General features: G+C 67.0%; 26 protein-coding genes. 19 read left to right on the top strand and 7 right to left on the bottom strand.

Annotation, left to right across the window (positions count from 1 at the left end):
- Positions 1-12 precede the first annotated feature (12 nt).
- Together PUN51_RS17370 and PUN51_RS17365 are read left to right on the top strand one after the other, a co-directional pair.
- Positions 13-627 (top strand): RNA polymerase sigma factor, encoded by a 615-nt coding sequence (locus tag PUN51_RS17370; protein WP_277999656.1) that lies wholly within the window; start codon positions 13-15, stop codon positions 625-627.
- Positions 614-1,510 (top strand): anti-sigma factor, encoded by an 897-nt coding sequence (locus tag PUN51_RS17365; protein ID WP_275181929.1) that lies wholly within the window; start codon positions 614-616, stop codon positions 1,508-1,510. Before PUN51_RS17370 ends, PUN51_RS17365 begins: the two co-directional genes overlap by 14 nt.
- 47 nt (positions 1,511-1,557) lie before the next feature.
- Here the strand turns inward: PUN51_RS17365 and PUN51_RS17360 are convergent, their stop codons facing one another.
- Positions 1,558-2,457, bottom strand: a complete 900-nt coding sequence (locus PUN51_RS17360) for an ANTAR domain-containing response regulator (protein WP_275181928.1) — start codon at positions 2,455-2,457, stop codon at positions 1,558-1,560.
- A 361-nt stretch (positions 2,458-2,818) separates the two neighbouring features.
- Here PUN51_RS17360 and arfA point away from each other — a divergent pair, with 361 nt between their 5' ends.
- The 12 genes from arfA (at position 2,819) to PUN51_RS17300 (ending at position 13,092) form a co-directional block, all read left to right on the top strand.
- Complete coding sequence (gene arfA, locus PUN51_RS17355; protein ID WP_275181927.1) at positions 2,819-4,345, top strand: arabinosylfuranosidase ArfA; 1,527 nt, start codon at positions 2,819-2,821, stop codon at positions 4,343-4,345.
- Positions 4,346-4,402: 57 nt separating this feature from the next.
- The gene (locus tag PUN51_RS17350) at positions 4,403-4,990 is read left to right on the top strand and encodes an HhH-GPD-type base excision DNA repair protein (RefSeq protein ID WP_275181926.1); all 588 of its coding nucleotides are present in this window, start codon (positions 4,403-4,405) and stop codon (positions 4,988-4,990) included.
- Positions 4,990-5,994, top strand: a complete 1,005-nt coding sequence (locus PUN51_RS17345; protein WP_159634203.1) for a LacI family DNA-binding transcriptional regulator — start codon at positions 4,990-4,992, stop codon at positions 5,992-5,994. Before PUN51_RS17350 ends, PUN51_RS17345 begins: the two co-directional genes overlap by 1 nt.
- Positions 5,995-6,068: 74 nt before the next feature.
- Positions 6,069-6,626: a cysteine hydrolase family protein gene (locus tag PUN51_RS17340; RefSeq protein WP_159634200.1), complete on the top strand. Its 558-nt coding sequence runs from the start codon at positions 6,069-6,071 to the stop codon at positions 6,624-6,626.
- A gap of 110 nt (positions 6,627-6,736) precedes the next feature.
- A complete protein-coding gene (locus PUN51_RS17335) occupies positions 6,737-7,039 on the top strand; it encodes an urease subunit gamma (RefSeq protein ID WP_159634196.1) in 303 nt (100 codons plus the stop codon).
- Between the two features lie 11 nt (positions 7,040-7,050).
- On the top strand, positions 7,051-7,404 hold the full coding sequence (locus PUN51_RS17330; protein ID WP_275181925.1) for an urease subunit beta: 354 nt from the start codon (positions 7,051-7,053) through the stop codon (positions 7,402-7,404).
- On the top strand, positions 7,401-9,131 hold the full coding sequence (gene ureC / locus PUN51_RS17325) for an urease subunit alpha (protein WP_275181924.1): 1,731 nt from the start codon (positions 7,401-7,403) through the stop codon (positions 9,129-9,131). The genes PUN51_RS17330 and ureC overlap by 4 nt, the downstream gene beginning before the upstream one ends.
- Before the next feature lie 33 nt (positions 9,132-9,164).
- A complete protein-coding gene (gene ureE / locus PUN51_RS17320) occupies positions 9,165-9,650 on the top strand; it encodes an urease accessory protein UreE (protein ID WP_159634188.1) in 486 nt (161 codons plus the stop codon).
- A gap of 150 nt (positions 9,651-9,800) precedes the next feature.
- Positions 9,801-10,466, top strand: coding sequence for an urease accessory protein UreF (locus tag PUN51_RS17315; protein WP_275181923.1), 666 nt, complete (start codon positions 9,801-9,803; stop codon positions 10,464-10,466).
- Between the two features lie 12 nt (positions 10,467-10,478).
- Positions 10,479-11,093: an urease accessory protein UreG gene (gene ureG / locus PUN51_RS17310; RefSeq protein ID WP_275181922.1), complete on the top strand. Its 615-nt coding sequence runs from the start codon at positions 10,479-10,481 to the stop codon at positions 11,091-11,093.
- A 131-nt stretch (positions 11,094-11,224) separates the two neighbouring features.
- Positions 11,225-12,055: an urease accessory protein UreD gene (locus tag PUN51_RS17305; RefSeq protein ID WP_275181921.1), complete on the top strand. Its 831-nt coding sequence runs from the start codon at positions 11,225-11,227 to the stop codon at positions 12,053-12,055.
- Positions 12,055-13,092 (top strand): HoxN/HupN/NixA family nickel/cobalt transporter, encoded by a 1,038-nt coding sequence (locus PUN51_RS17300; protein WP_275181920.1) that lies wholly within the window; start codon positions 12,055-12,057, stop codon positions 13,090-13,092. Before PUN51_RS17305 ends, PUN51_RS17300 begins: the two co-directional genes overlap by 1 nt.
- A gap of 56 nt (positions 13,093-13,148) precedes the next feature.
- On the opposite strand, the gene PUN51_RS17295 is transcribed toward PUN51_RS17300, so the two are convergent.
- A complete protein-coding gene (locus PUN51_RS17295; RefSeq protein ID WP_275181919.1) occupies positions 13,149-15,065 on the bottom strand; it encodes an adenylyl cyclase in 1,917 nt (638 codons plus the stop codon).
- A gap of 168 nt (positions 15,066-15,233) precedes the next feature.
- Between PUN51_RS17295 and PUN51_RS17290 the strand changes: the two genes are divergently transcribed.
- Complete coding sequence (locus PUN51_RS17290) at positions 15,234-16,286, top strand: LacI family DNA-binding transcriptional regulator (RefSeq protein ID WP_275181918.1); 1,053 nt, start codon at positions 15,234-15,236, stop codon at positions 16,284-16,286.
- 29 nt (positions 16,287-16,315) lie between these two features.
- Here PUN51_RS17290 and PUN51_RS17285 read toward each other — a convergent pair whose 3' ends face one another.
- The 5 genes from PUN51_RS17285 to PUN51_RS17265 all read right to left on the bottom strand — a co-directional run bounded on the left by PUN51_RS17285 (position 16,316) and on the right by PUN51_RS17265 (position 20,946).
- Positions 16,316-16,765 carry a DapH/DapD/GlmU-related protein gene (locus tag PUN51_RS17285; RefSeq protein WP_224024327.1) on the bottom strand — a complete coding sequence of 150 codons (450 nt, stop codon included), beginning with the start codon at positions 16,763-16,765 and terminating at the stop codon, positions 16,316-16,318.
- Between the two features lie 91 nt (positions 16,766-16,856).
- On the bottom strand, positions 16,857-17,516 hold the full coding sequence (locus PUN51_RS17280; protein ID WP_159635915.1) for a GntR family transcriptional regulator: 660 nt from the start codon (positions 17,514-17,516) through the stop codon (positions 16,857-16,859).
- A 119-nt stretch (positions 17,517-17,635) separates the two neighbouring features.
- Positions 17,636-18,655, bottom strand: coding sequence for a transketolase family protein (locus PUN51_RS17275; protein WP_159634162.1), 1,020 nt, complete (start codon positions 18,653-18,655; stop codon positions 17,636-17,638).
- The gene (locus PUN51_RS17270; RefSeq protein ID WP_275181917.1) at positions 18,652-19,575 is read right to left on the bottom strand and encodes a transketolase; all 924 of its coding nucleotides are present in this window, start codon (positions 19,573-19,575) and stop codon (positions 18,652-18,654) included. The genes PUN51_RS17275 and PUN51_RS17270 overlap by 4 nt, the downstream gene beginning before the upstream one ends.
- A 33-nt stretch (positions 19,576-19,608) precedes the next feature.
- On the bottom strand, positions 19,609-20,946 hold the full coding sequence (locus PUN51_RS17265; RefSeq protein ID WP_159634156.1) for an MFS transporter: 1,338 nt from the start codon (positions 20,944-20,946) through the stop codon (positions 19,609-19,611).
- A gap of 186 nt (positions 20,947-21,132) precedes the next feature.
- On the opposite strand from PUN51_RS17265, the gene PUN51_RS17260 reads away from it, so the two are divergent.
- From PUN51_RS17260 to PUN51_RS17245, 4 genes are all read left to right on the top strand, one after another.
- Positions 21,133-21,957, top strand: coding sequence for a sugar phosphate isomerase/epimerase family protein (locus tag PUN51_RS17260; protein WP_275181916.1), 825 nt, complete (start codon positions 21,133-21,135; stop codon positions 21,955-21,957).
- Positions 21,958-22,101: 144 nt separating this feature from the next.
- Positions 22,102-22,875, top strand: a complete 774-nt coding sequence (locus PUN51_RS17255) for an SDR family NAD(P)-dependent oxidoreductase (RefSeq protein ID WP_175317869.1) — start codon at positions 22,102-22,104, stop codon at positions 22,873-22,875.
- Between the two features lie 52 nt (positions 22,876-22,927).
- Entirely contained in the window at positions 22,928-24,676 is a 1,749-nt protein-coding gene (locus tag PUN51_RS17250; protein WP_275181915.1) for a dihydroxyacetone kinase family protein, read from the top strand.
- Entirely contained in the window at positions 24,676-25,167 is a 492-nt protein-coding gene (locus PUN51_RS17245; RefSeq protein WP_275181914.1) for an RpiB/LacA/LacB family sugar-phosphate isomerase, read from the top strand. Before PUN51_RS17250 ends, PUN51_RS17245 begins: the two co-directional genes overlap by 1 nt.
- Positions 25,168-25,189 lie beyond the last annotated feature (22 nt).

The following is a 25,189-nucleotide window of genomic DNA, read 5'->3' as shown; positions in this document are numbered from 1 at the left end:
CGGTGGCCAGCCATGTATCTCGTCGCCGAAGCCGGGAGGGAGCCGCCCGTGACCCTCCCCGGCCGCGCGTCCCCTGGATGGGATGACGGGCTCACCGACTCTTTCCTGTCCGGCGATGAGCACGCACTGGCGGCGGCCTACCGCGAGTTCGCGCCGCTGGTGCATACGCTGGCCCTCCGCTCCCTCGCGGACCGCGCGGCGGCGGACGACGTGACCCAGGAGGTCTTCATTCGGGTGTGGCGCTCCCGGAGCACCTTCAACCCGCAGGTTGCCCGGCTCCCGGCGTGGATTGTTGGCATCACGCGCAATGCCATCGCGGATGCCCAGCAGTCCTCGGCCCGCGAAGCGCGCAAAGCTTACGCTGCCGCGGGCGCCGGCCTGGCCGGGGACGCGGGGGCAGGAACGGAGGCCGCGGAAACGCTGGCGGACCGGCTGCTCCTGGACGGTGAACTGGAAAGGCTGGGTGAGCCCCAGGGGTCCATCATGAAGCTTGCCTTCTACGAGGACCTGACGCACGAACAGATTTCGCGGAAACTGGACCTTCCCCTTGGTACCGTCAAGAGCCACATCCGCCGCAGCCTGACGCACCTGAGAAGCAGATTGGAGGTAGACCATGCCGCATCTTGATCCGGAACAGTTGAGCCTCCTGGCGCTGTACGACGACTGGGACGACCCCGGCGGCCGGGAGCACCTCCTGGCCTGCCCGCAGTGCGCCGCCGACTACGCCGCCCTGCGGCGGGCGGTGGACGCGGTGAAGACGACGCCGGACACCAGCCTGCTCTCCGTGCCCGGGCCCCAGGTCTGGGCCGGAATCCACCGCGAACTGGGCTTGGGCGATTACGTCCGGGAGGACCCGCTTGCGGCGGGGGTGCCGGCGGAACCCGGGCCTGTGGAAGACGTTTCAGGGGAACGCGGGGCTGAACGTCGCGGGGCTGACAGAGGTGCCGCACCGCCTGCCGGCACGCCCGCACCCGGGGACGTGCCGCCGTCGAACGTTGTCCCGCTCGGAGACAAAACAAGCGGCAACCGGACAAAGGGAACCCGGGCAGGGGGTGCCGGAACGGACAGTGCCCGGGCGAGGGGCGCGTGGCAGCGCCCCGGAACGTGGCTGGCAACGGCGGCAGCTGCTGTCCTGGTGGTTTTCGGCGCCGTCTGGGCCTTCAACCGCCCGCCCCAGCCCCAGGAGCTGGCGGCAACCCAGCTGACCCCGCTGCCGCAGCACTCCGCGGCGGGATCGGCCAAAGTGGTGGAGGCCAAGGATGGTTCCCGCAGCCTGGAGGTCAGCCTGGACAAGGATGAAGCCAAGGGTTACCAGGAGGTGTGGCTGATCGCGCCGGACCTTTCCAAGCTGGTCAGCCTGGGCGTCATGAACTCCACATCAGGAACGTTCCCGGTGCCTGCCGGACTTGACCTGTCCCAGTACCCGGTGGTGGATGTATCGGACGAGCCCATGGACGGCAACCCGGCCCACTCCACCATCAGTATTGCCCGGGGCACCCTCACATCCTGATCCGGGCCCGCGGGCGCACCCGCCAACCAGGCTGAACCGGCAGCGGGTCAGCGGCCGAAGTGTGAGTGCGGAGCACCTTCCGGAAGCCGCTCCAGGATGTCCTCGGCCACCTTGCGCACCTTGATGTTCCGGTGGCTTGACGCCTTGGCGAGGATGGCGAACGCCTCCTGGTAGGAGCACCTGTTCTGGGCCATGATCACGCCGCAGGCCACATTGATGGACGTGCGGCTGTCCAGGGCCGAGCGGAGGTCCGTGGCCAGCGACCGCGCAGTGTGCAGGTTGATAGCCATCTGCAGGCTTTTGGTTGCCAGCACCGCGAAGGTACGTGCCTCCGCGATGACCTGGAGCGGGAAGGCCTTCGAGTCCTGGGCGAAGAAGGCGAGGGCGGCCCTTGACTGGCCGAGTTCGCTGTTGCCGGGGATCCCGTCGTCGGCGGGAAGTTCTGCGTCCAGGCGGAGCCTGACCGCGAGGGCGCTGCCGAAGCCGGCCGCCTGCAGTTGGCTGGAATAGTGGCGCCAGCGGAAGTCCCCGTTCCTTTGGAGGACGGCCACGGGGTGGCCGCCTGCCATGACGTCGGTCACCGGTCCTTCGGCCGTTTCCCGTTCCCACTCCAGCAGGGTGACTACCTCGTCGGTGGTGCCGGTGACGGCGGGACCGCGTTTGGGCTGGTGAAGCACCAGGCCGCAGCCGACGTCGATGCCGGCGGTCCTGACCACGTGCGCGGCCGATGCCGCCACCAGCAGGTCCAGGGAGTCTGCCAGGGTCCGGGCGCCATTGACCAGGTCCAGCAGGAGAGCCGTGTTCTGTGGGTTTGCGTGCTCATGGCTGCCCTCCTCGGGCAGCGGTGTATTGCCCCTCCGGGAGAGCGGACGGGCAAGAGGGCCGGCGACGGCTGGGGGAGAGTCCTTGGTCTCGAAGGACTCCTCGTCGCCGGCCCCGCCTATCACCCGGGTCCGATGGACCGGGAAGCCTGCGCGGCCTATGTGTGGTGAACGATGCATTGCCGGTCTCACACCCCCCTAGTGAGCCAAGTACCGAGAGCCTGAAGGTCTTGTCTCTGTGAAAAAACCTAATGGGCCTCCGGTCCCCGGTGAATGCGTAGCTGGTACCTGTTTTTTCGATTAGGTAGTACTTGGAGGTTCCGGGTCCTGCGCTGGTTGGAGCGTCGCCGCAGGTGGGCGCGCCGCGGGGTCCTCCGGTCCCGGCTGGAACCTCCCGGCGTCGCCGCAGGCCAAACCCTTGACTCCCGGAGCGGGGCAACAAACAATATCTTCTATAACGTTGTAAAAACTACCCGAGGATATCCCTGTGACCCAGCCACAACCCACCGCAGCCAAAATCACCATCGATCCGTCGTTCACCGTGGGCCCCGTCCGCCGTCGAACGTTTGGCGCGTTCGTTGAGCACCTGGGCCGGTGCGTCTACACCGGGATCTTCGAACCCGGACACCCGGACGCCGATGAGGACGGCTTCCGCAAGGACGTCCTGGAACTGACCCGTGAACTTGGCGTTTCCACCGTGCGGTACCCGGGCGGCAACTTCGTCTCCGGCTACCGCTGGGAGGACGGCGTGGGCCCGGTGGACCAGCGTCCCGCCCGCCTGGACCTGGCCTGGCACTCAACCGACCCCAATACCGTGGGCGTGGACGAGTTCGCCAAGTGGTCGGCCAAGGCCGGCGTGGAACCCATGATGGCCGTCAACCTGGGCACCCGCGGCGTGCAGGAGGCACTGGACCTCGTGGAGTACTGCAACATCGACGGCGGGACGGCCCTGTCCGAGCAACGCCGCAGCAACGGGGCAGGCAACGGCTACGGCATCAAGATGTGGTGCCTGGGCAACGAAATGGACGGCCCCTGGCAGATCGGCCACAAGAACGCCCTGGAGTACGGCCGGCTCGCGGCGGACACAGCCCGCGGGATGCGCATGATCGACCCGGACCTGGAACTCGTGGCCTGCGGCAGCTCCGGGCCCAGCATGCCCACCTTTGGGGAATGGGAGCGCGTGGTCCTGGCGGAAACCTACGACCTGGTGGACCTGATCTCGGCGCACCAGTACTTCGAGGACTTCGGCGACCTGCAGGAACACCTGGCTGCCGGGCACAAGATGGAAGCCTTCATCCGCGACATCGTGAGCCACATCGACCACGTGAAGTCAGTCAAGAAGTCCAGCAGGCAGGTGAACATCTCCTTCGACGAATGGAACGTCTGGCACATGAGCCGCGACGAGTCCAAGGTGCCCACAGGCAAGGACTGGCCGGTGGCCCCCGTCCTGCTGGAGGACACCTACACAGTGGCGGACGCCGTGGTGGTGGGGGACCTCCTGGTCACGCTGCTCCGGAACACCGACCGCGTCTACTCGGCCAGCCTGGCGCAGCTGGTGAACGTCATCGCACCCATCATGACCGAGCCCGGCGGCCGGTCCTGGAAGCAGACCACCTTCCACCCCTTCGCCCTGACCTCCCGGCACGCCTCCGGCACGGTGCTGCAGCTCGCCGTCGAATCCCCGCTGGTCAACGGCGGCACCACGACCGGCTTCGCGGCACTGTCCGCCGTCGCCACCTACGACCCGGACAAGGGTGAGGCCACAGTGTTCGCAGTGAACCGATCGGCCGCCGATGCCCTCGCACTGGATGCTGCCGTGGCAGGCCTGGGCGATGTCCGGGTGATGGAGGCCGTGACCTACGCCAACAAGGACCCCTACTGGCAGGCCAGCGCCGACGATTCCACCTCCGTCCTGCCCTCGGAAAACGGCACGGTGAAGGTGGAAGGCGGCCGGCTCACCGCTGAGCTTCCGGCAGTGTCCTGGTCCATGATCCGGCTGGCCGTGGAGGCCTGACCCGGCGAAATTTCCCTGGGGGTGTGCTTATGACGACGGCGGTCCGCAGGTGGGAGGATGGACGGCATGGAACTGCACATCACGGGTGATCCCGCCGCGGACAAGTTGTTGAGTGAGGACGACTTCGCCCTCCTGACCGGCATGCTGCTGGACCAGCAGGTGACGATGGAATCCGCGTTCGCCGGGCCGGAAAAGATCCGGACCCGGATCGGGTCGCTCAAGCCCGGGGCCATTGCGGCGCATGATCCTGCGGCGTTCGTGGAGATGTTCAAGGAACGGCCCGCCGTCCACCGTTTTCCGGGCTCCATGGCTGCGCGCGTGCAGGCGCTCGCCGAGGCGGTCCAGAACGAGTGGGACGGTGACGCCGCCGCCATCTGGACCAAAGGCTCGCCGGACGGTGCCGAGGTGCTGCGGCGGCTCAAAGCGCTGCCCGGTTTCGGGGAGCAAAAGGCGAAGATCTTCCTTGCCTTGCTGGGCAAGCAGCGGGGCCTGGAGGCTCCGGGCTGGCGCGAAGCGGCAGGACACTACGGTGAGGATGGCGCCTACCTGTCGGTGGCCGACATCGTGGACCCGGAATCCCTGGTCAAGGTGCGGGCCAGCAAGCAGGCTGCCAAGGCGGCGGCAAAGGCAGGAAAAGAACGTTAATGGCAGTCACCATGAACGACGTCGCGAGGGCGGCAGGCGTCTCCCTCAAAACCGTTTCGAACGTCCTGAACGACTATGAATTCATCCGTCCCGCCACCAAGCAACGGGTGCAGGATGCCATCGCGGAGCTGGGCTACGAGGCCAACCTCACCGCCCGCAGCCTGCGGTCCGGCAAGACGTCCATGCTGGGCCTGGTCCTGTCCGACCTTTCCGCCCCCTACTATGCCGAGCTGGCGTCCAGGCTGATGAAGGCTGCCGCCCGGCACGGGTACCGGGTGATGGTGGAGCAGTCCGACGCCGAAGCCTCCGCTGAACTTGGCGCCCTCCAGGGGACCTTCCGGCAGCTCACCGACGGCCTCCTGTTCACGCCGCTGGTGGTGGACGCGGATGCCATTGCCGCGCGGGCGGGCAAAAAACCGGTGGTGATGCTCGGCGAGCACATCGTGGATCCCCGGTTCGATCTGGTGACCATGAAGAATGAGGAAGCCGCGGCTGCGCTGACCAGGCATCTGCTGGCCGGCGGCCGCCGTCGTATCGCCGTGGTGGGAGCGAACGCGGGGGAGTCCGCCGGGACTGCGGGCCTGCGCCTGAACGGGTACCGGAGTGCGCTGGCGGAAGCAGGCATCGCCTTCGACGCCGCGCTCGTGGCACCGGCTGAATGGCGGCGCGATACGGGTGCTGCCGCCGTCGCCGGCCTGCTGGATAAGGGCGTGGAGTTCGACGCCGTCTTCGGGCTGAATGACGTACTGGCGCTGGGGGCCATGCACGAGCTGCTGATCCGCGGCGTCAAGGTGCCGCAGGACGTGGCGGTGGCCGGTTTTGACGACATCGACGAGGCGCGGTTCGCGTCCCCCTCCCTGACCACCGTCTCGCCGGGCATGGATGAGATCGCGGAGCGGTCCATCCATCTGCTGCTGGAGCGGATCGCCGGCAGGGAGCCCTCGGAACAGGGCGTGCACGTGGAAGCCGGGTTCGAACTGAAGGTCAGGGAATCCGCACCCTAGGGTTTCGCCGCGCTCCACGCGGGTAACTTTTCCTCACCACCCGGCCCACCGGTTCAACGAGGAAAGGTGCCCACATGATTGCCCTCCTGGTCATCGACATGCAGAACGCATTCTTCGAAACGCCCGAACTGGCGGCGCAGCAGGACCGGGTGGTGAGTGAGTGCAACCGGCTGCTGGAAGGGTTCAAGGCCGCCGGGCACGCCGCGCTCCTGGTCGGCACCGAACACGAGCGGGACAAGTCCACCTGGACCCTCAGCATGCTGGACGATGACCAGGGCTTCATCTTCCGCGGGAGCGGGCAGGCCCAGTCGGTGCCCGGCCTCATCAGGAAGGACCTGCCCCAGTTGAACAAGACCAGGGACAGCGCCTTCGTGGGAACCAACTTGCTGGCGCGGCTGCGGAACTGGGACGCCGGCGAGGTGGTGCTCGCCGGCGTCTCCACGCACAACTGCATCGCCCAGACCGCAGCCGACGCATTCGCGCACAACATCCGGGTCACCTACGCCAAGGACGCGATGGCCTCCGAAGCCGACCAGGACGCTGCCGACATGCTCCGCATCCTCTCCGCCACTTACCGGCAGCCCATCCAGTCCAGCGACGAGATCCTTGCCCGGCTCAGCGGGGCAAACTAGCCTTCCCACCGTTGGGGCATATCCCCAGCTTTTGTTGATACTCCTGAAACCTGGCGGAAACGTGACCCGCTTACGCTGGCAGCACGCCGCAGGCCGTCGAAGGGAACCCCATGCATCTTATGCCGCGTGAGCAGGAGAAACTCCTGATCGTGGTGGCCGCCGACCTGGCCCGCCGAAGGCAGTCCCGCGGCCTCAAGCTCAACTACCCCGAAGCCGTGGCCATCATCAGCTATGAACTGATCGAAGGCGCCCGCGACGGCAGGAGCGTGGCCGACCTCATGAGCTACGGCACCACCCTGCTCACCCGGGAGGACGTGATGGAAGGCGTGCCGGAGATGATCCACGACGTCCAGATCGAGGCCACCTTCCCGGACGGCACCAAGCTGGTCACCGTCCACAACCCCATCCGCTAAGGAGCGCGGCAATGATTCCAGGCGAGTACGTCCTCCGGCCGGAGCCCGTGACCGCGAATGCGGGCAGGGAGGCCATCGAGGTGGCCGTGACCAACACCGGCGACCGGCCCATCCAGGTGGGGTCGCATTTCCATTTCGCCGAGGCCAACGCGGCCCTGGCCTTCGACCGCGAAGCAGCTTACGGCCGGCGCCTGGACATCCCCGCGGGAACGGCGGCCAGGTTCGAGCCGGGGGATTCGCGGAGCGTGCGGCTTATTGAACTGGCCGGGTCCCGGGAGGTCTACGGGCTCAGCAACGCGGTCAATGGAAGGCTCGACGCCGGGACGCGCCAAAGCGGGCCTGTTACGGAAGGGGACGGCCAATGAGCTTCGACATTCCGCGCCGGCAGTACGCGGACCTCTACGGACCCACCACCGGGGACAGGATCCGCCTGGCGGACACCGAACTCTTCCTCGAAATCGAAGAGGACCTCACCGTGTACGGCGAGGAAGTGGTGTTCGGCGGCGGCAAGGTGATCCGGGACGGCATGGGGCAGAACGGCCAGGCATCCCGTGATGAGGACATTCCGGACACCGTCATCACCAACGCCGTGATCCTGGACCACACGGGCATCTACAAGGCGGACGTGGCGCTGAAAGACGGCCACATCTTCCGGATCGGCAAGGCCGGCAACCCGCAGATCACCGACGGCGTGGACATCGTGATCGGCTCAAGCACCGAAATCATCGCGGGCGAGCGGAAAATCCTCACCGCCGGCGGCATCGACACCCACATCCACTTCATCTCCCCGGACCAGATCCCCACCGCCCTGGCCAGCGGCGTAACCACGATGATCGGCGGCGGCACCGGCCCCGCCGAAGGCACCAAAGCCACCACCGTGACGCCCGGAAAATGGCACATCCAGCGGATGCTGCAGGCCGCCGAGGCATTCCCCATGAACATCGGCCTGTTCGGCAAAGGCCACGCGTCCGCCGTCGAACCCCTCGCCGAGCAGATCCGTGCCGGTGCCATCGGGCTCAAAGTCCATGAAGACTGGGGAGCCACCACCTCCTCCATCGACACATCGCTCCAGGTCGCGGACGAGTACGACGTCCAGGTGGCCATCCACACCGACACCCTGAACGAGTGCGGGTTCGTGGAGGACACCATCCGCGCCATCGCCGGCCGGGTCATCCACACTTTCCACACCGAAGGCGCAGGCGGCGGCCACGCTCCGGACATCATCAAGATTGCAGGCATGCCCAACGTCCTGCCGGCCTCCACCAACCCCACACTGCCGTACACGCGCAACACCATCGAAGAGCACCTGGACATGCTGATGGTCTGCCACCACCTCAACCCGGACATCCCCGAGGACGTGGCCTTCGCTGACTCCCGCATCCGCGCCGAAACCATCGCCGCGGAAGACGTCCTGCAGGACCTGGGCATCTTCTCCATCACCTCCTCCGACTCCCAGGCCATGGGCCGGGTAGGCGAGGTGATCACCCGCACCTGGCAGGTGGCGGACAAAATGAAGAAGCAGCGCGGGGTGTTGGAAGATGCCGACGGCGGGGCGCACGGCAGTGCGGACAGCGACAACTTCCGGCTCAAGCGCTACGTCGCCAAGTACACCGTCAACCCCGCCATCGCGCAGGGCATCGCCGATTCCGTAGGGTCAGTGGAAGTGGGCAAGTTCGCGGACCTGGTGCTGTGGGACCCGGCATTCTTCGGCGTCAAACCGGAACTGGTGCTCAAAGGCGGCCAGATCGCCTACGCACTCATGGGCGACTCCAACGGGTCCATCCCCACCCCGCAGCCCCGGACCATGCGTCCCATGTTCGCCACCTTCGGCAAGGCTGTGCAGCAGTCCTCCATCACCTTCCTGTCCAAGGCCGCGATCGACGCCGGCGTGCCCCGGGAACTGGGCCTGGAAAAGGTCATCCGGCCCGTCTCCGGAATCCGCAACCTCACCAAAGCCGACCTCAAATACAACGACGCCACGCCCGACATCCAGGTGGACCCGGAAACCTACCAGGTGACGGTGGACGGCGAGGACGTCACCTGCGAACCGTCCGACGTGCTGCCCATGGCCCAGCGGTACTTCCTCTTCTAGAACCGCGAATTACAAACCCCTGAAAGCAACCACATGATCATCGACAAAGTCCTGGGCAACCTGCACGACCTGCCGGACTCCGACCTCGCAGCCTACGCCGGCCTGCACCGCGAAAAAGTCGTCCTGCCCAGCGCCCAGCTGGTCAAACGCATCCAGCGCGCCACCACCGACCACGGCAAGGAAATCGGCATCCGCCTCCCCGCCGGCTCCGGCGACCTCCGCGACGGCGACATCCTCCACGTCGAAGAAGCCAACATGATCGTGGTGTCCGTCCTGCCCACCGACGTCCTGGTCATCGCGCCCCGCACCATCCACGAAATGGGCGTCACTGCGCACTCCCTCGGCAACCGCCACCTCCAGGCACAGTTCTTCGACGCTGACAGCGAGTACGGGGCGGCCGTCATGGTGTGCGCCTACGACCACACCGTCGAGGACTACCTCACCCATGCCGGTGTGCCCTACTCCCGCCAGGAACGCGTCATGCCTGTGCCTTTTCGCCATGCTGAACACTCGCACTGACTCTTCAGCGCTGCGCGCTCTTACTGGTGCGTCGGCGGGGGCTTCGGCGGGTGATAGGGGCCGTGCCCGCTTCGCGGTGCCCGCCACGCCGCGGCCCCTATCACCCGCCTCCGCCGGGTTGGGCAGGTACGTCGCCTTGGGAGCGCGGTTATGAGTTACCAGCTTGCTCTTCAGCAGCTCACTGACTCTGCTTTGCCTACTGGGGCTTTTGCTCACTCCTTTGGGTTTGAGACGTACATCGATCGGGAGCTCGTTTTTGATGAAGGGTCTTTCGGGCTCTGGCTCGGTGCCTTCGTCGGCCAGCAGCTGACCTATTCCGATGGGCTTGCTGTTCGGCTTTTGTATGAGGGCGGTGATCTTGGGGAGCTGGATGCTCTCCTCTCTGCCTCTTTGTTGCCGCGGCAGGTTCGGGAGGCCTCCCTCAAGATGGGAAGCCGTCTCTTGGAGATTGGGGCTGAGGTGTTTCCCTCGCCTGCGCTGGAACTGTACCGGGACCTGGTGGCCACGGGCCGCGCCGCCGGGCACCAGCCGCTGGCGTTCGCCGTCGTCGCCCGCTCCCTGGGCGTGCCGCTGCAGGAGGCGCTCGCCGCCTACCTCTTCGCCACCGTCACGTCCCTCACCCAGAACGCCGTCCGCGCCATCCCGCTCGGCCAGAACGCCGGGCAGCGCGTGCTGCGGAAAGCGCACGACGACGTCGCTGCCGCCATCGATGCGGTCGCGCACCTCACGGCGGACGACCTCGGCGCCGTCAGCCCCGGACTGGAAATTTCGCAAATGCGGCACGAACGCCAGCGTGCCCGGATGTTCATGAGCTAGTAGGAGGACACCATGACTGAACCCATCAAAATCGGCATCGGCGGGCCCGTCGGCGCCGGCAAAACCCAACTCGTGGAACGCCTCACCCGGCACATGAGCGGCGACATCTCCATGGCCGCCATCACCAACGACATCTACACCATCGAGGACGCCAAAATCCTCGCCGCCAACGGCATCCTGCCCGTGGACCGCATCATCGGCGTCGAAACCGGGGGCTGCCCGCACACCGCCATCCGCGAAGACACCTCCATGAACACCGCCGCCATCGAGGAACTCAAAACCCGGCACCCGGACCTGCAGGTCATCTTCGTCGAATCCGGCGGCGACAACCTCTCCGCCACCTTCAGCCCCGAACTGGTGGACTTTTCCATCTACATCATCGACGTGGCCCAAGGCGAAAAGATCCCCCGCAAAGCCGGCCAGGGCATGATCAAATCCGACCTCTTCATCATCAACAAAACCGACCTCGCACCCCACGTCGGCGCCGACCTGTCAATCATGGAAAAGGATTCGAAGGAATTTAGAGGGGATAAGCCCTTCTGCTTCACTAACCTCAAAACCGACGAAGGCCTCGAGAAGGTCATCGAATGGATAAGGCACGACGTCCTGATGCTCGACCTGGCATGAGCACGACGGCGGCAGCAAGTTCCGCGCGTCCGTCACCGGGGCCTGCGCCCGCGGGTGGAAGGGGCCGTGCCCGCTCCGCGGTGCCCGCCACGCCGCGGCCCCTTCCACCCGCGTCCGCTGATCGGCCCCCGATGGGCGAGCTTGAGCTTCGGGTCGCCGTTCGTGGTCGGCGATCCTTTGCCGAGCATCGGTACCATCGGGGTGCCTTGAGGGTTATGCGGCCGCATTACCTCGATGACTCCGGGCAGGTTTGCTACGTCATCGTGAATCCTGGCGGGGCTTATTTAGGGGCGGACCTTTTCCTGCTCGATGTTCAAGTCCAGGACTCTGCTTCTCTGCTGCTGACCACCCAGTCCGCCACCAAGATTTACCGGACTCCCGGGTCTTTTGCCGAGCAGCGGATGGTTTTGCGGCTGGGGGAGGGGGCACGGCTGGAACTCATGCCGGACCAGCTCATCGCCTACCGGGAAGCCAGCTACCGGCAGCGGACGTCCGTGACCCTGTGGCCCTCGTCGTCGCTGGTCATGGCCGAGGTTGTGACGCCCGGATGGTCGCCCGACGGCGCCGCCTTCCGGTATGAGGAAGTGCGCCTGAGGAACCACATCTGTGTGGAAACCGGGGCGGGGACCGAACTGCTGGCGCTGGACAACCTGCTGATCCGGCCGCCGCTCCACGACGTCACCGGGCTGGGATTCATGGAAGGCTACAGCCACCTCGGATCGCTGGTGGTGGTGGATCCCCGGGCGGACCAGGCGCTTGCCGACGAACTGCACCTGCTGACCACTGACCACCAGGCCCTGACCGGCATCTCGCTGACTCGCACTGTTGCGGGGACCACCGGGCTGGTGCTGCGGAGCCTCTCCAACAGCACCGACGAACTGAACCGCCTGCTTCGATCCTGTACTGACCTGCTGCGGGGACGCTGGTACGGCCAAGGACCGCTGGACCTGAGGAAGCACTGATGGCCGGCATCGCAGCGCTCTACCGGGACCGGGACTCGCTGCCGCTCCGGACCCGGGCGCTCTTCACCTTTGGTGCGGTGGCCGCGCTGCACGCTGCCGCCGTCGTCCTTTTGCTTGCCGGAACCCGGACCGGGGGCGGCGGGGCGCTCTCCTGGGGACTTGTCCTCACCGCCTACCTGGCCGGGGTGAAGCACAGCTACGACTGGGACCACCTGGCCGCCATCGACAACTCCACCCGGAAGTTCGCGGCGCAGCGGCAGGACCCGGTGAGCGTCGGCTTCGCGTTCAGCCTGGGGCACAGCTCGGTGGTGACCCTGGCGGGGGTGCTGGTAATCGCCGGTGCGTCCATGGCTGGCGGCCTGATGGAGGACGGTACGGCCGGGAACCTGGTGCTGGGGCTGATCGGCAGCGGCGTATCAGGGCTGTTCCTGCTGGCCATGGGGCTGTTCAACGGCTCGGCCTTCACCCGCTCGGCCGCTGCCTTCCGGCGTTCCCGGGCCGGAGCAGCCATTGATCCCCGCGACCTGGAACCGCAGGGCCTGGTGGCGCGGCTGCTGGCCAAACCCCTCGCCAGGGTGCGCCGGCCGCGGAACATCTACGTGATTGGCTTCCTCTTTGGGCTGGGTTTCGATACCGCCACCACCATCGGGCTGCTGATGATGACGACGGCGGCGTCCTTGGCCGGGGTGCCCCCGTTAGCCCTTCTCGCCCTGCCGCTCGCCTTCGCAGCCGCGATGACGCTGTGTGATTCGGTGAACGGGATGGCGATGATGCGGATGTACCGCTCGGCACTGGCTGACCCGCGGCGGAAGCTTGGCTTCAATGCTGCGGTGACGGGCATCTCGGCGGTCTCGGCCCTGTTCATTGCCGTGATCACTTTGGCCGGCTTCTTTCACGCCGCATTCGGTTTGCATGATCCGGTGACGGCGTGGCTTTCATCGATCGACCTGGGCGACGCCGGCCTGCTGCTGGTGGCGCTGCTGCTGGCCGTCTGGGGCGGGGCCGCGCTGGCGTGGAGGCAGGCCCGGAACGGATAGGGGCGCGGAGCCGGCATCCACTGCCGGCGCCGCGCCCCCGTTGTGATGGGCGGCTCCTAGCCGAAATCGGCCACGTAGCTGGGAACTCCGACGGCGTCCGTGGACACCGGCGCTCCGGTGTCATTGACCACGTGGTCCAGTGTTCCGGCGCCAAGATTCACGGTCAGCAGGCTGTGCAGCTTCACGCCGGGCGTCACCGGGACCTCGAAGCCGCGGGTGGCGTGGATGGTGGGGTCCACGTTGTTGTAGACATAGCTGCCGCCGCCCCAGAGTTCATGGGTTTTGACGGAATCCGAGACCTTGTAGCCGGCCCAGCCGAGAATCCCGTCATGCTGCCACGCTGCCTGGTTGGGGGCGTCGTAGGGCAGTTCGTTCTGGAAGAAGACCGTTTTGCCGTTTTCGCCGTTCCAGATGGCGTTGTACTCCTGGTAGTGCTCCACGAACAGGCCGGTGGCGGTGACGTTGTTGCCGTTGACGATCACGCCGTTCCTGCCGGTGTTGGTAGTCCAACCGACACCGTTCCCGTGGTCTGCGCGCCAGGCCCAGATGTGGTCCAGGAGGACGTTGTCGCTGTTGACTTCCAGGCTGACCGAGGCCTTGCCCACGTGGGGGCCGCCGATGCGGAAGAACACATCGTGGAGGGTGGTGGGATTGGCCGGATCGCTGCGGACGGCAGAGTTGGCCGCTCCGCCCCCTGCGCCCGGGATTGCCTTGCCGATGCGCATCAGGGAGGGTGAGTTGACCTCACCGGCATCCACGGTAACGGCAGCAATGTCCACGCCGGGGACATCCGCGACTGTCAGGGGAACCGATCCGTTGACGGCGGAAAGTGTTGCCATTCCAAGTCCAAGCACCACTGTTCCTGCGCGCTTGACCTCGATGCTGCGGTCAATGTCGTAGACCCCGGGGGTAAGGAGCAGGTTCTTTCCACGGGCCAGTTGCGTGTTGATGGTCTGCACTGAATCGCCGGGCGATGCGACGTAGAAGTCGGCCAGCGGGATGCTGCGGCCTTCCGTAGGGCCGTTTTCCCACGTGGTCCCCGCTGAGTCCTGGTGCACGGAGGGCACGAACACGCTGTACTGCCCGGCGGGGTCCACCGTCAGGTAGGGCTTCTCGCGGCTGATGGGAGTCGTGTCCAGGGTGGTGTACGGCGGGTCCGGGAAGGAATCTGCAGGTGCCCCGTTGACGCCCGAGAACACCTGGTTCCAGACTCCGTTGGACCAGCTTCCAATGCTGCTGTTGCGCACCAGGTACTGCTGCTGGGAGCCGTTGATGACGGCGCCCGTCGTGGAATCAGCGATGAAGCCGCCGCTGGCGTACTGCGGGCCGGCGGTGCAGTAGTCCATCAGGGAGAGGTTGCCGCCGGTGATGTTGACCCGGCGCATCGGCGAAGCCTGGGAGGCTGCCCAGAAGTTTGCCGAGCTGCGGCAGCCTTCGAGGCCGGTGACATTGATGGTGAGGTTGGACAGGGAGCGCCAGAAGTTGTTGAGGGCGATGCAGTTGTCCGCGGTGAGGCAGCGGTTGTAGACGTCGACGTGTCCATTGATGGTGACGTCGGTGGGTGCAGCACCCAGTCCGGCGACTTCCGTGGAATAGCCCACCTGGACAATCAGCGGCTCCTCGGGGGTGCCGTAGGTGCCGGGCTTGAACAGCAGGGAGTAGCGCTTGGTCCCCATTTCGTCATCCACCTGCTGCGCCGCAATGGCGTCCACCGTGGCCTGGATCTGCGCCACGGGCATGCCGGGATCGAAGACGTAGGTGTTGGGCCCGAACGGGTTTTGCGGCGCGGGCGGTGGCGACGCCGGAGCCTGGACTGCGGGCTGCGCGGCTGAGGGTGCGGCCTGTGCCGGAACGGTCGCGCCGGCGGCGAACAGCCCGATGAGGAGGGCGGTGCTTGCGGCAACGATGCCATGGTGGTGCCGGCGCTGCGGCGGAAGGGGTCTGGGTGCATCAGGGCGTGAGGATAGCGGCATTGCTGGTCCTGTCAGTGGTGGGGCTGGACGACCATAACGGCTGCGAGGGGCAGCCGGGGTCGAGTGGTGGGAGCGCTCCCGTCGGGGAAGCGTAGCATCGGGTTTTGGCCGGAGCAAGGGTTTCGCGGGAGCGCTCCCATGGAGCGGCGGTGTCGTATTGTCGGTGTAATGAACGAAAAGACCAGCCGGGCCGCTCCGGCCGGCCCCGCGCGGCCCAGCCCCACGCTGGAGGACCTGGCATCGGCCGCTGGGGTGTCCCGCTCCACGGCATCCCGCGCCATCAACGGCGGCTCCAAGGTGAGTGCGCAGGCCCAGGCTGCGGTTGATGCCGCGATCGTGGCACTCGGCTACACCCCAAACCGTGCCGCGCGAAGCCTGGTCACCCGGCGCACGGGTTCGGTGGCGCTGGTCATCCCCGAACCCGACGCCCGGGTCATGATGGACCCGTACTTCGCCGCAGTCATTACGGGAGTCAATGAAGCATTGCGTGAGACGGACCTGCAGCTGGTACTGCTGATGTCCCGGGCCGGCGACGACTCGGCGCGGACCATCCGCTACCTGCGCGGGGGCCACGTTGACGGTGCGATCGTGGTATCCCACCACCGTGCTGACGACTGGGTGGAGACCCTGGGCGCCACCGGGTTGCCCGCCGTCTTCATCGGAAGGCCGTGGGACACGGAATCCGGGATTCCCTACGTGGACCTGGACAACGTCGAGGGCGGGCGGCTGGCGGCACGGCACCTGGCGGGAACCGGCCGCACCCGGCTCGCCACTGTCGCCGGCCCCACGGACATGACGGCCGCCGTCGACCGCCTGGAAGGATGGCTGCAGGGGCTCAGGGAAGCCGGCCTTGAGCCCGGACCGGTCATGCACGGGGACTTCACGACGGCGGGAGGTGCCGCCGCTGCCAAGTGCCTGCTGGCCGGGACGCCCGGCGTCGACGGGATATTCGCCGCATCAGACCTCATGGCGCTCGGCGTAGTGGACACTCTTCGCGGAAGTGGGCGGCGGGTGCCGGACGACGTGGCGGTGGTGGGCTTCGACAACCACCCCATCCAGGCGGCAAATGGCCTGGGACTCACCACCGTGGCCCATCCCGTGGCGGACATCGCGGCTGCGGCCGGGAAGCTGCTGGTCAGCGCAATCGGAAACCCCGAAGAGGCCTGGGAGCCCGTCATTTATCCGGCGGAGCTCGTGGTGCGCGGAAGCACTGCGGGCTGACCCCTGAGCGTACGCATGGGGCCCGGAACTTAGGCGGCCAGCCCGCCCTTCGCCTTGCGGTGCGTCCGGTGCCTGGCCGGTGCCAGGCGTGAGTGGGCGCCCGCGAGGACCTCGCTGCCGTCCGGCACGGTGCTGTCCGAATCCAGGTGCACGCCGTGCTCGATCAGGACGCTGGAGCCAATGCGCGAGTGGCTGCCAATGTGGACGCGGTTGCCGATCACCGTGCCCCGGCCGATGCGCACGCCGTCGCCGATGACCGTCCGGTCACCGATGGTCGCGCCGCGGTCGATCCAGCTGCCGTGTCCAATCCGGCAGCCTGAACCCACCTGCGCGCCGTGCTCAACGTAGGTCATGGGGCCGATCCGGGCGCTCTCCGCCACGCTGGCTCCCGGAGCGATGAGGCCGCCGCCGTTGTCATGGCGGCTGTACCGGGTGACCTTTCCGGCGTCGTCCTCGACTGACACAAACTTTGCGGTCATACCATCCCTCGTTACCACCGCGGTTATTTACCGCGCAGTAGGTTAACGGCCGGGAGGTCGCGAGGATTCCCTGGACAGGGCCGCGAAGGGGCTACGCCACCAGGTTGGCGGCGGCGGTATCCATGTGTTCCAGGATGGTCTTCCGGGCCAGGGTGGCATCCCCGGTGTCGATGGCGCCCACGATGTCCTTGTGGCGGTCAACGCTCATGTTGCTGACGCCCTTTTCCAGGCCCGCGAACATGATGGACATCCGGATGGACCCTTCCAATGACTCCCAGGAGTGGAGCAGGGTTTCATTGCCCGTGAGCCGGCAGAGGGTTCGGTGGAATTCGAGGTCGGATTCGATCCGCTCCTCCAGGCTTCCGTTCGTGGCCTCCGTCATGGCGTCGATGGCTTTGTGGAGGGATTCGGTGACGTGCTGCCGGTCCGGGAGCTCGCAGAGTGTCCGGGCGGCGAGGGATTCCAGGGCGGCTCGGACGGCGTAGATGTCCCGGATTTCCTTTTCGTCCAGGTGGCGGACGGAGAGGCGGCCACGGGGTCCGGCGGACAGCAGGCCCTCCTGTTCCAGCTGGCGGAGGGCTTCGCGGAGCGTGCCGCGGCTGATCTGCAGCATCTCGGACAGTTCGGTTTCCACCAGGTGCCGGCCCGGTTCCAGCTCGCCGCTGGTGATGGCGGTCCTCAGTGCCGAGAGCGCCTGCTCGCGCAGGCTTTTCTTTTCCAGTCCCAGCAGCGGGGCGGTCAGTCCGGCCATGGCTTCTGTCCTCAATGTCATAAGTCGACTGTTTACAGTCGGTAGTGGTTTCGATATTACGGCAGAAAGCACGGCACCGGAGGGGACCGGTGCCGTGCTTTCTGCATTGGTTTCGTGCCCTAGCCGAGCTCGGCGAGGACTTTGGCCACGATGCGGTCCACGGCAAGGCCGTACCGGTCGTGCAGGGTGGGCAGGGCGCCGGCGTCCAGGAACTGGTCCGGCAGCGCCACGGGCACCACGCGCTTGCCCACACCGGCGGTGACGACGGCGGAGGCCACGGTTTCGAACAGCCCACCCACCACGGAGTGGTTCTCCAGGGTGACGGCGAGGCGGTCCGTGTTGATTTCCTTGAGGACGGTTTCGGCGTCGAACGGCTTGATCGTGGGGGTATGCACGACGGCGACGTCCACGTTGTGTGCCGCCAGGGCCTTGGCTGCCTGCAGGGCGCGCATGGTCATCAGGCCGGAGGAAATGAACACCACGTCGTTGCCGCCGCGCAGCACCTTGGCCTTGCCGAGCTCGAACGTGTAGTCGTACTCATCCAGGACGGTGGGCACGTTGCCGCGCAGCAGGCGCAGGTAGGTGGGGCCCTCCGAGACGGCGAGCTGCGGCACGGCCTGTTCGATGTCGATCGAGTCGCAGGGGTCAACGATGGTCAGGTTGGGCATGCCGCGGAAGATCGCCATGTCCTCCGTGGCCTGGTGGCTGGGGCCGTACCCGGTGGTCAGGCCGGGCAGGCCGCCCACGATGTTGACGTTCAGGTTCGGTTCGGCCGCGTCCAGGCAGAGGAAGTCGTAGGCGCGGCGCGCGGCGAACACCGAGTAGGTGGACGCGAAGGGCACCAGCCCCGTCTCGGCGAGCCCGGCGGCTGCGCCGAAGAGCAGCTGCTCGGCCATGCCCATCTGGAAGAATCGCTCCGGGAAGGCCTGGGCGAAGATGTGCATGTCCGTGTACTTGCCCAGGTCCGCGGTCAGGCCCACGATCTTGTCGTTCTCCTGTGCGGCCTTGACCAGGGCATGCCCGAACGGTGCGTTGGAGGTCTTCTGGCCCGGGTCGGCGAACGATGCGATCATCGCCGAGGTCTTCAGCTTCGGCTTGGCCGCTGCTGCGGTGTCGGGGGCCTCGGTAGTGGTGCTCATGCTGAAGCCTTTCCTTCGTAGCCGGCAGTGAGCTGCTCGCGGCAGATCTGCCATTCGTTCTCTTCGATGCGCATGAAGTGCGCCTTTTCGCGGTTCTCCAGCAGCGGCACGCCCCGGCCCACCTTCGTGTCGCACAGGATCACGGAAGGACGTCCGACGGTGGCGGCCTGGGCAGCTGCGTTGTCGAACGCCGCCAGCAGCGCCCCGATGTCGTTCCCGTCCACCCGCTGGGTGTACCAGCCGAAGGATTCCCACTTTTCGGTGACCGGTTCGGTGCGCAGCACCGTGTCCGTCTTGCCGTCGGCCTGCAGGGCGTTGATGTCCACCATGGCGGTGAGGTTGCCCAGCTGGTGGTGGTGCGCGCCCATCGCGGCCTCCCAGGTGGAGCCCTCGTCCAGTTCCCCGTCGGAGAGGAAGTTGAACACCCGGGAGGACGAGCCCTGGTAGCGCAGGCCCAGGGCCATGCCGACGGCGATGGTCAGGCCGTGCCCCAGCGAGCCGCCGGAAATTTCCATGCCGGGCGTATAGGTGGACATTCCGGACATCGGCAGGCGGGAATCGTCCGAGCCGTAGGTCTCCAGTTCCTCCACCGGGACAATCCCGGCTTCGGCGAGAGCGGCATAGTGGCCGATGGCGTAGTGGCCGGTGGAGAGCAGGAAGCGGTCGCGGGCTTCCCAGTGCGGGTCCTCGGCGCGGAAGCGGAGCTGGTCACCGTAGACGGTGGCGAGCATGTCCGCGGCACCCAGGGCCTGGCCCACGTACCCCTGGCCCTGGACCTCGCCCATATTCAGGGCGTGGTGCCGGATCCGGTAGGCGGCGGCGCTGATCTTCTCCAGCCGTTCCGGAGTCACCGCAGTCTGCAGTGTTTGTTCCTGCAGTGTTTGTCCCTGCGGGGCGTCCTGGACGGTATCTGTAGGCATTACTGGCTCCGTGGTCGTGTGCGTGGTGGTCATTCAGGCGTTGACGGTGTTCGGGGTGCTTTTGGTGGCCTCGTCAGCCAGCTCGCGTTCCCGCTTGCCCCAGGTTTCCCTGGTGGCGACGGCGGCCCAGAGGCCGATCAGGGCGTACGCGCCGAAGAGCAGGGCAGGGCCCATCCAGCCGAAGCTGACGAACAGCAGCGTGGTGATGAACGGGGTGAAGCCGGACACCATGGCCGAGATCTGGTACGCCAGGCTGGCGCCGGAGGCGCGCGTCTTGGCCTGGAAGAGTTCCGGGAACCAGGCGCCCTGGGCGCCGGCCAGGGAGTTCTGGCATACCGCATAGGAAATCACGATGGTCAGGATGATGGCGATGAACAGACCGGTGTTGACCAGCAGGAACATCGGGATGGCGAACAGTGCGGCGAAAGCGGTGGACCAGATGTAGAGCGGGCGGCGGCCAATGCGGTCCGTCATTGCCGCCCAGGCCTGGGTGGCAAAGATGCCGATGGCCGAAGCGATGCAGAGGGCGATCAGGGTCTGGCTCTTGTCCGCCAGGTGCTGGCTGTTGATGTAGGAAATCATGTAGGTGATGGACACTGCGTAGCCGGCGGTCTCGGCGATGCGGAGGCCGATGCCCTTGACGATGTTGCGCCAGTCCGTCTTGATGACCTCCACGATGGGGGCCTTCACGATGGCGCCGCTGTCCTTGACCTCATCGAACACCGGGGACTCGGGGACCTTGGAACGGATGACCAGGCCCACGATGACCAGCAGGATGCTTGCCAGGAACGGGATGCGCCAGGCGAGCTCGCCTCCGAGCTGGACGCTGAACAGGAAGGTCAGGTTGGCCAGCAGCAGGCCCACGGGGAAGCCGGCCTGGACAATGCCGGTGTACTTGCCTTTGGCCTTCCAGGGTGCGTGCTCGTAGCTCATCAGGATCGCGCCGCCCCACTCAGCGCCGAAGGCCAGGCCCTGGACGATGCGGACGAAGACCAGCAGTGCCGGGGCCAGCAGTCCGACTGCCGCGTAGGTGGGGAGCAGGCCGATGGCGAAGGTGGCCAGGCCCATCAGGATGAGGGAGGCGACCAGGACCGGCTTGCGGCCCACCTTGTCGCCGAGGTGGCCGCCGATGATGCCGCCAAGGGGGCGGGCTGCGAATCCGACGCCGAGGGTGGCGAAGGAGGCCAAGGTGCCGGTCACGGGATCGCTTCCGGGGAAGAATGCGGTGCCGAAGTACAGTGCGGCAGCGGTGCCGAAGCCGATGAAGTCATACGTCTCAATCACGGCCCCCACGCCGGATCCGATGGCAACTCGCCGGGCGTCCTTGGTGCCGTGGACCGGGCCGCGCATGGTCAGAGCATCTTTGCTCATGGTGGTTCCCTTTCGAAAAGCGGCTGAAGGAGGTCCGCCGCTGTCGACTGTTAACAATTGATGGGATCCAGTGTGACCCAGATCATTCTTACTGTCAACAGTCGACTTTTAGAGTTGACTGTTGACAGTTAACGTCCGTATTGTGGTCCCCATCACTACAGCCCGGCACGAACCAAAGGATCAATGATGTTCCATTCCAGACTTGGGTGCTCGTCCATCAGCTTCCGGCACCAGGACCTGGGCACCGCCCTGCGCACCATGAAGGGGCTGGGCTTCGAGGAAATCGACCTGGGCGCGCTGCCCGGCGTCTGTGACCACGTACCGTACGGGCTCGACGCCGGTGCCGTCGCCGCAGTTTCCGCCGAGGTCAACGCCTCGGGCCTGCGCGTCCGTTCCGTGAACGGCGACATCGGGGACCTGAACAAAGTGCTCGACGACGAGGGCCGGGCCGGGCGGGAGCGCCACCTTGACGCCCTGCTGACCCTGACGGCAAACATCGGTGCGAAGGCACTGGTCCTGCCGTGCGGCGCCCTGGACCACGCCCCGGTCCGGAGCGTTGACGAGGACCTGGACCTCGTTGCCGCCCAGCTCATAGGTGCCGGGCGGCGGGCGGCGGAGTTCGGCGTCGAACTCTGGACCGAATCCCTGCACTTCCTGCGGTTCTGCTGGAACCTGGAGCGCGCGGGACTCCTGGCCGACCGCCTAGCCGGTTCCGGCGTCGGAATCGTCATGGACTTCAGCCACATTGTGGCCTCCGGCGAGGACATCCAGGCTTACCTGGACCGGCACCAGGGCCGCATCAGCCACGTCCACCTGCGCGACGCCGTGCCGGGGAACATCAACCTCAGCATCGGCAACGGGGACGCCGACTTCGCCGGCGGCCTGAAGCGGCTCGCCGCCGACGGCTACACCGGCCACTTCTCCCTCGAACTGGAAACCCGGGACGTCACCAATGACGAACGCCCGGCCGCCGCCGCCAACGCAGCAAGCTTCATCACCGACCTCATCTGAACCCCACCTGCGTAGATGCCGTTGCGGACCCCATAAACGACAACTACGTGGGCCCCTGCCGGCGAGGGCCCCGACCTGAGCTTGCGAAGGTTGGGAGCCGGTAGGGAGCAATCGATCCACCAAAACAATTCAAGGAGCACCACCATGACCACCATCCAGCGCACCGCCGTCCTCACCGGAGCAACCTCGGACCGCGGCATCGGCATCACCACCGCCCGCCGCTACGCCCGCGACGGCTGGGGCATCGTCATCCTTGACCTCGACGGCGAGAAATCCGCCAAGGTCGCAGCTGAAATCGGCAACGAATTCAACGTCCCCGCCTTCGGCCACGAGATCGACGTCGCCAACGAAGCCTCCGTGATTGCCGCCCAGGCCGCCGTCGCCGCCGAAGTGGCCGCCGGCAATCTCCCGCCCGTCGGCGCCCTGGCCAACATCGCCGGCATCACCTCGCCCATCCCGTTCCTGGAGACCACCCTTGAGCTGTGGCACAAGGTCATGGACGTCAACGCCACCGGCACCTACCTGGTGACCAAGGCCTTCCTGCCGGACATGATCGACAACGGCTGGGGCCGGATCGTCAACATGTCCTCCGTGTCAGCCCAGCGCGGCGGCGGCGTCTTCGGCAAGGTCCCCTACTCCGCCGCAAAGGCAGCCATCCTGGGCTTCACCAAGGCCCTGGCCCGTGAACTGGGCACCACCGGCGTCACCGTCAACGCCATCACCCCCGGCGCGGTTGACACCAACATCCGCGTGGGCAGCACCGAGGAGCAGGAGGCCGCCATCAACGCCGGCATCCCGCTGGGCCGCAACGCCACCACCGAGGAAGTGGCCGCCGTGATCGCCTTCCTCTCCTCCGAGGACTCGGCCTACCTCACCGGCACCACCATCGACATCAACGGCGGCAGCCACATCCACTAGCAGCCCCTGACAGCCCTGCTCACATAACACCGCGGACGCCGGAGAACCCACCATGACCAAAATCTTCAACGACCCCTCAGAGTTCGCCGAGGAGGCCCTGGCAGGCTTCTGCGACGTCCACTCGGACCTGGTCCGCCAGGTCCCCGGCGGCGCCGTCCGCCGCTACCGGCCCGCGCAGCCCAAGGTCGCCGTCCTGGCCGGCGGTGGCTCCGGGCACTACCCGGCGTTCGCCGGGGTGATCGGCACCGGCTTCGCGGACGGCGCCGTGGTGGGCAACATCTTCACCTCGCCGTCCGCCCAGCAGGCCTACTCGGTGGCCAAGGCCGCAGAGTCCGGTGCCGGCGTCGTCTTCACCTACGGCAACTACGCCGGCGACGTGATGAACTTCGGCATGGCCAGCGAGCGCCTGGCCGCCGAGGGCATCGCCGTGGAGAACGTCCTGGTGACGGACGACATCGCCAGCGCCCCGCCGTCGGAATCCGGAAAGCGCCGGGGGATCGCCGGTGACTTCACCGTCTTCAAGGTGATGGGGGCCGCCGCCGAGAACGGCGCGGACCTGGCCGAGGTGGTCCGCCTGGGCCGCAAGGCCAATGACCTGACCCGCACCATCGGGAGCGCGTTCGCCGGCTGCACGTTCCCCGGCGCCGACGCCCCGCTGTTCACCCTTCCGGAGGGGCAGATGGGCCTGGGCCTTGGCATCCACGGCGAGCCGGGCCTGCACGATACCGACCTGCCGTCGGCGAAGGAACTGGGCCGGGAACTGGTGGCCCGGGTACTCTCCGAAACCCCTCCGGATGCCGGCAGCAGGCTTGCCGTCATCCTCAACGGGCTCGGCTCCACCAAGCACGAGGAGCTGTTCGTCCTCTGGGGAACCATTGCGCCGCTGCTGCGCGACGCCGGCTACACGCTGGTGATGCCTGAGGTCGGCGAGCTGGTCACCAGCCTGGACATGGCCGGCGTCTCGCTGACCATCACCTGGCTGGATGAGGAGCTGGAACCGCTGTGGGTTGCCCCTGCCGAGACTCCGGCCTACCGCCGGGGTGCCGTGATCACCCCGGCGGGAACTTCCGCCGGGGAAGAAGCGGCCGACGCCGGCGCCTCCGCGGAGGCATTCGTCGCCACGGACGCCTCCCGTGGGTATGCCGCGGCCTGCGTCGAGGCCATCGGTGCCGCGCGCACCCTGCTGCACGGGGCCGAGGAACGGCTGGGCCGGATGGACGCCATCGCCGGCGACGGCGACCACGGCCGCGGGATGGTCCGCGGGGTGGACGCCGCCGCTGCCGCAGCATCCGCCGCCCTCACCGCCGGTGCAGGTGCCGGCGACGTGCTGGCTGCCGCTGGCGACGCCTGGGCGGACAAGGCCGGCGGAACCTCCGGTGTCCTGTGGGGAGCGGGCCTGCGCGCCTTCGGTGAGACGGTGGGAAACTCCTCCCCACCCGAGGCTCCCGTCCTCGCGGCCGGCGTGACCGCATTCGCGGACCGCATCGTCCAGCTGGGCAAGGCCGAAATCGGCGACAAGACCATGGTGGACGCCCTGCTGCCGTTCGCTTCAACATTCAGCCGCGCGGTGGCTGACGGTGCCGAGCCAGGCCTGGCCTGGCAGGACGCCGCCCGCGAAGCGGCAGCCGCGGCGGAGGCAACCGCCGATTTGCTGCCGCTCAAGGGCCGCGCCCGCCCGCTGGCCGAGAAAAGCCTGGGCACCGCCGACCCCGGCGCCACGTCCCTTGCCATGGTCTTCGCCGTGATGGGGCCTCATGTCACCACCACTACAGCTGGCGCTGCGCCGGCGGGAGCCAAGTAATGACGACGGAAGGACACACCATGGGGCTGCGGCTCATTGTCGGCGCGGACGAAGCCGGCGTTGATTACAAGGACAAGGTCCTGGCGGATCTCCGCAACGACCCCCGCGTCAGCGAGGTGATCGACATCGGCGTCAACAGGACCGACGCCGCGGACGACTTCACCAGGCCCTACCCCTACGTGGGCATCGCGGCCGGCGAGATGATCCGCGACGGCCGGGCCGACCGGGCCATCCTCTTCTGCGGCACGGGCATCGGGGTGGCCATCGCCGCGAACAAGGTGGAAGGCATCCGCGCCACCGCCGCGCACGACTCGTTCTCGGTTGAGCGTTCCATCCTGTCCAACGACTGCCAGGTCCTCACCATGGGCCAGCGCGTGGTGGGCGTCGAACTCGCCCGCCGCCTGGCAAAGGAATGGATCGGGTACACGTTCGATCCGTCGTCGGCCTCGGCGGGCAAGGTCAAGGTCCTCACCGACTTCGAGGGCTGCTAGCCGGACACATCGGGGGAACGTC

Source organism: Arthrobacter sp. NQ4, from assembly GCF_029077345.1.
Classification (GTDB): Bacteria; Actinomycetota; Actinomycetes; order Actinomycetales; family Micrococcaceae; genus Arthrobacter.
The sequence above is the reverse complement of the archived record's forward strand: the minus strand, read 5'-3'. Positions and strand labels throughout refer to the sequence as shown.

Coding starts and splice junctions, on each gene's coding strand:
- PUN51_RS17305 (WP_275181921.1), top strand. CDS start 11,225: ATGGGCGAGCTTGAGCTTCGGGTCGCCGTTCGTGGTCGGCGATCCTTT.
- PUN51_RS17335 (WP_159634196.1), top strand. CDS start 6,737: ATGCATCTTATGCCGCGTGAGCAGGAGAAACTCCTGATCGTGGTGGCC.
- PUN51_RS17275 (WP_159634162.1), bottom strand. CDS start 18,655: ATGAGCACCACTACCGAGGCCCCCGACACCGCAGCAGCGGCCAAGCCG.
- PUN51_RS17295 (WP_275181919.1), bottom strand. CDS start 15,065: ATGCCGCTATCCTCACGCCCTGATGCACCCAGACCCCTTCCGCCGCAG.
- PUN51_RS17330 (WP_275181925.1), top strand. CDS start 7,051: ATGATTCCAGGCGAGTACGTCCTCCGGCCGGAGCCCGTGACCGCGAAT.
- PUN51_RS17350 (WP_275181926.1), top strand. CDS start 4,403: ATGGACGGCATGGAACTGCACATCACGGGTGATCCCGCCGCGGACAAG.
- PUN51_RS17280 (WP_159635915.1), bottom strand. CDS start 17,516: ATGGCCGGACTGACCGCCCCGCTGCTGGGACTGGAAAAGAAAAGCCTG.
- ureG (WP_275181922.1), top strand. CDS start 10,479: ATGACTGAACCCATCAAAATCGGCATCGGCGGGCCCGTCGGCGCCGGC.
- PUN51_RS17315 (WP_275181923.1), top strand. CDS start 9,801: ATGAGTTACCAGCTTGCTCTTCAGCAGCTCACTGACTCTGCTTTGCCT.
- PUN51_RS17340 (WP_159634200.1), top strand. CDS start 6,069: ATGATTGCCCTCCTGGTCATCGACATGCAGAACGCATTCTTCGAAACG.
- PUN51_RS17345 (WP_159634203.1), top strand. CDS start 4,990: ATGGCAGTCACCATGAACGACGTCGCGAGGGCGGCAGGCGTCTCCCTC.
- PUN51_RS17370 (WP_277999656.1), top strand. CDS start 13: ATGTATCTCGTCGCCGAAGCCGGGAGGGAGCCGCCCGTGACCCTCCCC.
- ureE (WP_159634188.1), top strand. CDS start 9,165: ATGATCATCGACAAAGTCCTGGGCAACCTGCACGACCTGCCGGACTCC.
- PUN51_RS17245 (WP_275181914.1), top strand. CDS start 24,676: ATGACGACGGAAGGACACACCATGGGGCTGCGGCTCATTGTCGGCGCG.
- PUN51_RS17250 (WP_275181915.1), top strand. CDS start 22,928: ATGACCAAAATCTTCAACGACCCCTCAGAGTTCGCCGAGGAGGCCCTG.
- PUN51_RS17255 (WP_175317869.1), top strand. CDS start 22,102: ATGACCACCATCCAGCGCACCGCCGTCCTCACCGGAGCAACCTCGGAC.
- PUN51_RS17300 (WP_275181920.1), top strand. CDS start 12,055: ATGGCCGGCATCGCAGCGCTCTACCGGGACCGGGACTCGCTGCCGCTC.
- ureC (WP_275181924.1), top strand. CDS start 7,401: ATGAGCTTCGACATTCCGCGCCGGCAGTACGCGGACCTCTACGGACCC.
- PUN51_RS17260 (WP_275181916.1), top strand. CDS start 21,133: ATGTTCCATTCCAGACTTGGGTGCTCGTCCATCAGCTTCCGGCACCAG.
- PUN51_RS17365 (WP_275181929.1), top strand. CDS start 614: ATGCCGCATCTTGATCCGGAACAGTTGAGCCTCCTGGCGCTGTACGAC.
- PUN51_RS17290 (WP_275181918.1), top strand. CDS start 15,234: ATGAACGAAAAGACCAGCCGGGCCGCTCCGGCCGGCCCCGCGCGGCCC.
- PUN51_RS17265 (WP_159634156.1), bottom strand. CDS start 20,946: ATGAGCAAAGATGCTCTGACCATGCGCGGCCCGGTCCACGGCACCAAG.
- PUN51_RS17270 (WP_275181917.1), bottom strand. CDS start 19,575: ATGCCTACAGATACCGTCCAGGACGCCCCGCAGGGACAAACACTGCAG.
- PUN51_RS17285 (WP_224024327.1), bottom strand. CDS start 16,765: ATGACCGCAAAGTTTGTGTCAGTCGAGGACGACGCCGGAAAGGTCACC.